General features: G+C 39.6%; 1 protein-coding gene. It reads right to left on the bottom strand.

Annotated elements, in window-relative coordinates; translation table 11 throughout:
- Nucleotides 1-66: 66 nt before the first annotated feature.
- Nucleotides 67-327 (bottom strand): hypothetical protein, encoded by a 261-nt coding sequence (locus tag ACX5KA_RS18240; RefSeq protein WP_239636872.1) that lies wholly within the window; start codon nt 325-327, stop codon nt 67-69.
- Nucleotides 328-369 lie beyond the last annotated feature (42 nt).

Genomic DNA, 369 nt, shown 5'->3' with positions numbered 1-369 from the left:
CCGCCCCGCGTGTATGCGTCCCAGCGAACGAAGTGAGTGAGTTTATTGAGTTGTTATATGCCATTGTTAATGACTACCATCTGACCCAGCTCCGCTACTGTCTCTGTTGCCACCACCAAATTCAGAATACTTCTTAGTTGGTTGATCCTGACTTTTATTAAACTGCCAAAGAGCAACTGCTCCAATGATTGGAATTAACCAAGCAATAATTATTTGAGCAATTTTTTGAACAGAGTCTAAGTCTTCTCTTTTGGCTAAGAATACTGATACTGCAATGCTAAGTACTAAGTATGTGACTAACGCAGAGTAAATAAAAAGAGAATCCATTTCACAATTTTCCGTGGCTTATAACTTTTAAATAAGGGGCGC

This window comes from Alteromonas alvinellae (genome assembly GCF_902705805.1).
Note: the sequence above shows the minus strand (reverse complement) of the source record. Positions and strands in the feature narration are given on the sequence as shown.